General features: G+C 69.6%; 5 protein-coding genes and 2 pseudogenes. 6 read left to right on the top strand and 1 reads right to left on the bottom strand.

The genetic code is table 11. The annotated features are described in order from the left end of the window. From AB0M87_RS33080 to AB0M87_RS33055, 6 genes and pseudogenes are all read left to right on the top strand, one after another. The coding region (locus AB0M87_RS33080) for a zinc-binding alcohol dehydrogenase (RefSeq protein ID WP_365859558.1) at positions 1–663 on the top strand (663 nt) is incomplete at its 5' end. Positions 664–953: 290 nt separating this feature from the next. Then, positions 954–2,169 (top strand): annotated as a pseudogene (locus AB0M87_RS33075) (IS110 family transposase). A 106-nt stretch (positions 2,170–2,275) separates the two neighbouring features. Continuing rightward, entirely contained in the window at positions 2,276–3,076 is an 801-nt protein-coding gene (locus AB0M87_RS33070; RefSeq protein WP_365859556.1) for a sugar phosphate isomerase/epimerase family protein, read from the top strand. 14 nt (positions 3,077–3,090) lie between these two features. Further along, positions 3,091–4,464: a trehalase family glycosidase gene (locus tag AB0M87_RS33065; RefSeq protein ID WP_365859562.1), complete on the top strand. Its 1,374-nt coding sequence runs from the start codon at positions 3,091–3,093 to the stop codon at positions 4,462–4,464. Continuing rightward, entirely contained in the window at positions 4,464–6,422 is a 1,959-nt protein-coding gene (locus AB0M87_RS33060) for a glycogen debranching N-terminal domain-containing protein (protein ID WP_365859560.1), read from the top strand. The genes AB0M87_RS33065 and AB0M87_RS33060 overlap by 1 nt, the downstream gene beginning before the upstream one ends. Positions 6,423–6,770: 348 nt before the next feature. Continuing rightward, a complete protein-coding gene (locus AB0M87_RS33055) occupies positions 6,771–6,956 on the top strand; it encodes a hypothetical protein (RefSeq protein ID WP_365859554.1) in 186 nt (61 codons plus the stop codon). Positions 6,957–7,136: 180 nt separating this feature from the next. Here the strand turns inward: AB0M87_RS33055 and AB0M87_RS33050 are convergent. Then, a pseudogene (locus tag AB0M87_RS33050) lies at positions 7,137–7,265 on the bottom strand (IS256 family transposase); the annotation flags it as partial. Positions 7,266–7,340 lie beyond the last annotated feature (75 nt).

The raw sequence follows: 7,340 nt of genomic DNA, 5'->3' as shown, positions 1-7,340 counted from the left end.
CCCTCGGGGCTCGAGCCGCTGGCCGGCGCCTTCGCCCGGGTCGGCGCCATCGCGTACAACGCTGTTCTCGGCGCCGACATCCACCTCGGCGAGAACGTCGCCGTCTTCGGCCAGGGCGTCATCGGTCTGCTCACCACCCGCCTCGCCCAGCTCAACGGCGCCCGGGTCACCGCGGTCGACGCACTGGACGGGCGGCTCACCACTGCCCGCGAATACGGCGCCCTGCACACCCTCAACGCCCGCACCGGTACGGTCGCCGAGCACATCCGCCAAGCCACCGGAGGTGTCGGTGCCGACGTCGCGATCGAGATCAGCGGCGTCTACCCGGCGCTCCAGGAAGCCATGCGATCTGTCACCGTCGGCGGCCGGGTGGTCGCATCCGGCTTCTACCAGGGCGACGGCATCGGTCTGCGTCTCGGTGACGAGTTCCACCACAACCGGGTGCAGCTGGTCTGCTCACAGATTGGCGGTGTTCCGCCCCAGCTCGCGGGACGGTGGACGGTCGAGCGCCTCCAGCAGACCTTCCTGTCGCTCGTCGCCGAAGGACAGGTCGATGTGAAGTCGCTGGTCAGCCATGTGGTGCCGGTGGCGGACGCCGCAGACGCGTACATCCTGCTCGACGAACGGCCCGCAGACGCTCTGCAGATCGTCCTGGAGTTCTGATCCGTTCCCCGCATCCGGCCGCCCCACCCCCGTTATGTTTTTCGCGGTCCTGCAACGGGGCCGCTGGCCTCCGGGTCCGGTATGACTGTGTCCCCCTGTCGAAGGTATGACCTGGGGGGTGGTGTCACCGGGCCCGGGGGTGTTCGTCGGAGACGCTGATCAGAGGTCCGGCCACCGTCCGGTCCGGCGCAATGCCGGACAGTTCGCGGGCGGCAGGTCTGCATAACGTGGATGCGCGAGCACGACACCCGAGCCGAGGCCGGCACCGTCAACACCCCTGAAAGGGCACGATGTTCGAGATCGAAGACGTGGGCGTGTTCCTCGGCCTGGACGTCGGCAAGTCCGCTCACCACGGCCACGGGCTCACCCCGGCCGGGAAGAAGGTCTTCGACAAGCCGCTGCCCAACAGCGAGCCGAAGCTGCGGGCCGTGTTCGACAAGCTGACCGCGAAGTTCGGCACCGTCCTGGTCATCGTGGACCAGCCCGCCTCTATCGGCGCGCTGCCGTTGACCGTCGCCCGCGACGCGGGCTGCCGCGTCGCCTACCTGCCCGGCCTGTCCATGCGCCGGATCGCCGACCTCTACCCCGGCGAGGCCAAAACCGACGCCAAGGACGCCGCTGTCATCGCCGACGCCGCGCGGACGATGCCGCACACCCTGCGCTCCCTGGAACTGACGGACGAAATCACCGCCGAGCTGACCGTCCTGACCGGCTTCGACCAGGACCTCGCCGCCGAGGCCACCCGCACCTCCAACCGGATACGCGGCCTGCTCACCCAGTTCCACCCCTCCCTGGAACGCGTCCTCGGGCCGCGTCTGGACCACCAGGCCGTCACCTGGCTCCTGGAGCGTTACGGATCCCCGGCCGCCCTGCGAAAGGCTGGCCGACGCCGGCTCGTGGAACTGATCCGCCCCAAGGCCCCGCGCATGGCCGCCCGGCTGATCGACGAGGTCTTCGACGCACTCGACGAGCAGACCGTCGTCGTCCCGGGCACCGCCACCCTGGACATCGTCGTCCCCTCCCTGGCCGCTTCCCTGACCGCCGTGCACGCCCAGCGCCGGGCGATGGAAACCCAGATCAACGCCCTGTTGGAGGCCCACCCTCTTTCCCAGGTCCTGACCTCGATGCCCGGCGTCGGCGTCAGGACCGCCGCAGTCCTGCTGACCACCGTCGGCGACGGCACGAACTTCCCCACCGCCGCCCACCTCGCCTCCTACGCGGGCCTGGCCCCGACGACGAAGTCGTCGGGAACCTCGATCCACGGCGAACACGCCCCGAGGCGGAAACCGGCAGCTCAAGCAGGCCATGTTCCTGTCCGCCTTCGCCTGCATGAACGCCGATCCCGCCTCCCGGACCTACTACGACAAACAACGAGCCCGCGGAAAGACCCACACGCAAGCCCTCCTCCGCCTCGCCCGCCAACGCATCAGCGTCCTGTTCGCCATGCTCCGCGACGGCACCTTCTACGAATCTCGGACGCCGAAGGACGTCGAGCTCGCCGCATAATCCCAGCACCCTGAACCACCCCAAACCCGACAGGGATGCCTTGACGAAAGACATAGAGGCACCCCCCAGACACCGAGCGCCGGCACTCCGGCGCCGAAAGGCCCCCATGTTGAAGACCGCCTGCCAGGAACAGCTCCTCCTCGGCGAGAGCCTGCAGCAGAAGTGGGAGTTCGCACAGGCAGCTGGCTATGACGCGATCGAGCTGCGCTCCAAGGGCGACTTCCAGTTCCGTGACCGTCTTCCCGAGCTGAAACAGGCCCGCGCGGACGGCGTCGTCATGCCGACCGTCTGCGTCGACATGCTGCACTTCTTCGCGGCCTTCGATGACTCCTTGCGCCGCGACGCACTGGAACAGCTGAAGTCACAGCTCAGTGTAGCGGCCGAGATCGGCGCCCTGGGCGTCCAGACCCCCGCCTCGTACGGCATGTTCTCCCGCAGGCTGCCGCCCTTCGAACCGCCGCGCACGGAGGAGCAGGACCGCGAGGTGCTGGTCGCGGGCCTCACCGAACTTGGCGAACACGCCCGCCAGGAGGGCGTGAGTCTCTACCTGGAGCCGCTCAACCGGTACGAGGACCACATGATCAACCGCCTCGAGCAGGCCGCCGAGCTGATCGCAGCGGTGGGGAGCGACTCGGTCCGTATCGGCATCGACAGCTACCACATGAACATCGAGGAGGCCGACCCGTCGGCCGCCATCCTGGCCGCCGCGCCGTACATCGGCCACGCCCAGGTCAGCGACTCCAACCGGTTCCAGCCGGGCGCCGGCCACCTAGACTGGCCCGCCTGGCTCGGTGCCCTGCACAGCATCAGCTACGACGGGTACCTCGCCGTCGAATGCCGGCTAACTGGCGACCCCGCGGAGGCCGTCCGCTCGATCCCCGCGTTCCTGCGGAGGTCCGGCGCGTGACGTCGCTGCTCGAAATGCCCGTGCCCGCCGCAACCGACGACCTGACCCTTCGGCGCGGCGCGGCACGGGTCCTACTCGCCAACTGGACAGGAACATCGACAGTCCCTTCCCGGGCCCTGTATCCGCACCAGTGGAGCTGGGACTCGGCCTTCATCGCGATCGGCCTGCGCCATCTGTCGGTGCGGCGCGCCCAGCGCGAACTGGAGAGCCTGCTCGGCGCCCAGTGGGCCGACGGACGCGTGCCACACATCGTCTTCAACCCTGCTGTCCCACTGGACGCCTACTTCCCCAGCCCCGACTTCTGGCGTTCCTCCCGCGCCGGCGCGACGGCCGGTGCACCCCCGGGCACCGAGACCTCAGGGATCGTGCAGCCTCCAGTCCACGCCCTGTCCGCGTTGCTCGTTCACCGTGCCGACCCAGAACTCTCACGCCGCCGCGGCTTCCTGCCGCGGCTCTACAAGCGTCTCGCCGCCTGGCATGATTACCTCACAGGCCCCCGCGACCTCGGCTGCGGCGGGCTCGCCGCGGTGGTGCATCCTTGGGAGCCCGGGATGGACAACAGTCCCTGCTGGGACGGCCCCCTGCAACGCGTGGACCCGACCGCCCCCGACTCGTATCGGCGCGCCGATCTCGACCACGGGCAGCCCGCGGAGCGCCCCACCGATCTGGACTACGGCCGCTACGTACGTCTCGCCACCGACTACCGCGACCGGCGTTACGCGGATTCGGGAGGGGACCACGCCTTCGCGGTCGAGGACCCCTGCTTCAACGCGCTGCTGATCGTCTCGGAGCACGCGCTCGCACGGATCGCCACCGAGACCGGGGCGGACGCCGCTCGTCACGAACGCCGGGCCGCACAGCTGACCGCCGCGCTGGTGGCGCGGCTGTGGTCCCCCGCCGAAGGAATGTTCCTCTGCCGGGACCTGCTGGAGGGCGAGCTCATCGCCGAGCGCAGCGTCGCAGGGCTCATCCCCCTCATCGTACCCGGGCTCCCCCGCGACGTAGTGGACGCACTCCTCGCAACGGCGGCCGGCCCCGGCTTCCGGCTCGGTGAGGTACCGATGTCACCCTCGTACGACTTCACCGGCCACGCCTTCGATGGGTCCCGTTACTGGCGCGGACCCGCCTGGTTCAACACCAACTGGCTGCTGGAGCGCGGCCTGCGCGAGCACGGGCGGGCCCAGACGGCGGACCGGCTGCGCACATCGATGCTCACCGCCGCGGGTGCCTGCGACTTCGCGGAGTACGTGAACCCGTTCACCTCGCAGCCCCGGGGCGCTCGCGGCTTCGGGTGGACAGCAGCCCTCACCCTCGATCTGCTGGTCGCCGCGCGGCCCTCGGAGATCGCCGGCTGCACAACCGGCCCCGCGAACGGAGTACGTACGTGATCGGCACAGCGGACACCATCCTGGTCCGTGCGGGCACCTTCGCCGTCCTCAGGGCCGACGGCGGTATCACCGGCAGCCGCGGCGCATCCCCCGACGGGATGTTCCGGCAGGACGCAAGGCACCTGAGTCTCTGGTCTCTGACCGTGGACGGCGCGGCTCCCGCAGTGCTCGTCCCCTCAGACGGCGAGTTCTCCGCCAGCTGTGTACTGACCCCGCCGGGCACCCGCGACGAGCCCCCCGCCTACACAGTCTTCCGTGAACAGTCCCTCGCCGACGGGGCCCTGACGGAACGGCTCCGGCTGGTCAGCAACCGGGCGGAGACCACCACGGCACTCGTCGGGCTGACCGTGGATGCCGACTTCGCCGACCAGTTCGAACTGCGCTCCGACGAGCGCCACTACGACAAGGACGGCGCACAGCGCAGCGCGCGTGCGGAGCCCGGCGGAGTCGCCTTCGCGTACAAGCGCGGTGACTGGCTCTCCCGCACGACGGTCTCCGCGACACCAGCCCCGGAGGCCGTCGTGCCAGTGGACGGGCAGGACACCGCCCACCGGCTGGTATGGCGACTGGACCTGCCCTCGCACGGTGCGGCGGAACTGCTGCTGACAGTCATGGCTTACCCGCACGGCGGGCCGGCCCCGGCAGCGGTCGCCACCCCGTCGGACGCCGCCGTGGACTGTGCCGCCGACATCGCGTCCTTCATCGGTGACACGCCCTTGCCGATGCCCCGGGACGCGCCCCCCGGTCTGGCCGCAACCTGCGCACGCGGCCTGAGCGACCTGGCGGCGCTGCGCATGCCCGCCACCGGACCGGACGGCGAAGAGCTGAGAGTAACGGGCGCCGGCGTCCCCTGGTTTCTCACCCTTTTCGGCCGCGACTCCCTGCTCACCTCCCTCTTCACTCTCCCGTACCGGCCTGAGCTGGCCGCGGCGACCCTCGGCGCACTCGCGGCGACGCAGGGCACCCGTCACGACCCGTACCGGTGCGAGCAGCCGGGCCGCATCGTCCACGAACTCCGGCACGGGGAACTGGCCGGCTTCCGCCAGGTGCCGTACGGTCGCTACTACGGTTCGGTGGACGCGACTCCGCTGTTCCTTGTGCTCCTGGGCAGCTACACGCAGGCCACGCGGGACAGCTCACTCGCCACCCGTCTGGAACACCAGGCCCGCGCGGCCATGGAATGGATGTTCCAAGACGGCGGCCTGCACAGCGGTGGCTATCTGGTCTACACGCCCGACCCCAACGGGCTGGTCAATCAAAACTGGAAAGACTCAGCCGGAGCTGTCTGCTTCGTTGACGGCACGCAGGCCGAGGGGCCCATCGCGGTCGCCGAGGCCCAGGGATACGCCTACGACGCTCTGATCCGCACTGCGCGGCTGGCACGCTCGGTCTGGAACGACGTTGACTACGCCAACGAACTGGAGGCCGCCGCCACCGATCTCCGGGCCCGCTTCGTGCGGGATTTCTGGATGCCCGGGCCCGGCTTCCCCGCCCTGGCGCTGGACGGACAAGGGCGGCAGGTCGACTCGCTCGCCTCCGATGCGGGGCACCTCCTGTGGTCGGGCATCCTCGACGAGCGACACGCGCAGCTCGTGGGACGGCGACTGCTGGAGCCCGACTTCTTCTCCGGCTGGGCCATCCGCACCCTCGCCTCGGGTCAGCCCGCCTACCAACCCCTCTCCTACCACCGCGGCAGCGCCTGGCCGCACGACAACGCCATCATCCTGCTCGGACTCGCACGCTGCGGTCTCGCACACGAGGCCCGAACGCTCGCGCACGGTCTGTTGAACGCTGCCGCACACCACGGCCACCGGCTGCCCGAGGTGATAGCGGGATACGGACTCCTCGATCACCCAGAACCGGTGCCCTACCCGCATTCGTGTTCACCGCAAGCCTGGGCAGCGGCCACTCCGCTGGCCGTCCTCACAGCACTGCATCAGGTCTCGCCGACCGGTTAAGCCTTGCGATCCGTGCACCTTGAATGCGGTACAGGCGCTCAACGGGTTCCGCCCGCGCGGCTCGGAGCCCTTCGGCAGGGCCAAAGGGGAGCACGTACCCGGAGGGAAGCTGGTCGAGGACGCAGTTGGGAAGGCGGGGCTGGAGCGGCTTTGTGCGTGAACGACAGGCGCGAGCGGGGGATAGTGCAGGATGAGATCCGACCACGAGCGCCCTCGCCGCCATCCCCAGTCGGGTACGAGTGCCGATTCGACGCCGCCGCATCCTGAATCAACGGCAAGTGCCCGGCGGCCTCTTACAATGGGAGGCGGGCGCTTGCGTCGTTCACCGCGTTTCGGAAGGTGGGTTTCGTGATGGGTGCGTGGGGTCGGCGTCGTCGCGAGGAGCGGCTGCGGGCGGCTGAGCACGACCAGTTGCGGCTGGTGTCCGCAGCTGACTGGACGATCATGGTGGCACGCCGGACGACGGAGCGGGACGAGCTGGCGGTGGTGACCGTCGCGGCGGTTCAGGCGCGGGCGCTCGATGACTCGCCTTGACATCGCGCGGGCACGTACGGCGCTACACACGATGGAAGGCTTGCCCGGGAGTTCTCACTCGGCTCGCCCGCCGGGCCGGCGCAGGGCTGGCGACGGCAGTTGCGTCGGTGCGGGCTGTGTCGGCCGCTGCTCGCGCCGCAGGGGTCTGTCCAACGAACGGTGTAATTCGGGTTGTTGAGGTTACTGTCGGGCGGCGGTGAGACGGCCGTCGAAGGTGATGTCGAAGGCGTTCAGCGCGGTCTTCCAGCGCATGGTCCAGCGGGCTTGTCCCTTGCCGGTGGGGTCGAGCGACATGATCGCCATGTAGACACCTCAGGGCGCTAACTCGTCAAGCGGCGACGGCAAGGTGGGCTGCGAAGGCAGTGCCTTCTTCGAACTGCGTGC

This window comes from Streptomyces sp. NPDC051320 (assembly GCF_040682175.1).
In the GTDB taxonomy this organism is placed as follows: Bacteria; Actinomycetota; Actinomycetes; order Streptomycetales; family Streptomycetaceae; genus Streptomyces.
The sequence above is the reverse complement of the archived record's forward strand: the minus strand, read 5'-3'. Positions and strand labels throughout refer to the sequence as shown.

Bases quoted from the DNA above. Each gene is read 5' to 3' on its own strand.
- AB0M87_RS33070 (WP_365859556.1), top strand. From the start codon at position 2,276: ATGTTGAAGACCGCCTGCCAGGAACAGCTCCTCCTCGGCGAGAGCCTG.
- AB0M87_RS33065 (WP_365859562.1), top strand. From the start codon at position 3,091: ATGCCCGTGCCCGCCGCAACCGACGACCTGACCCTTCGGCGCGGCGCG.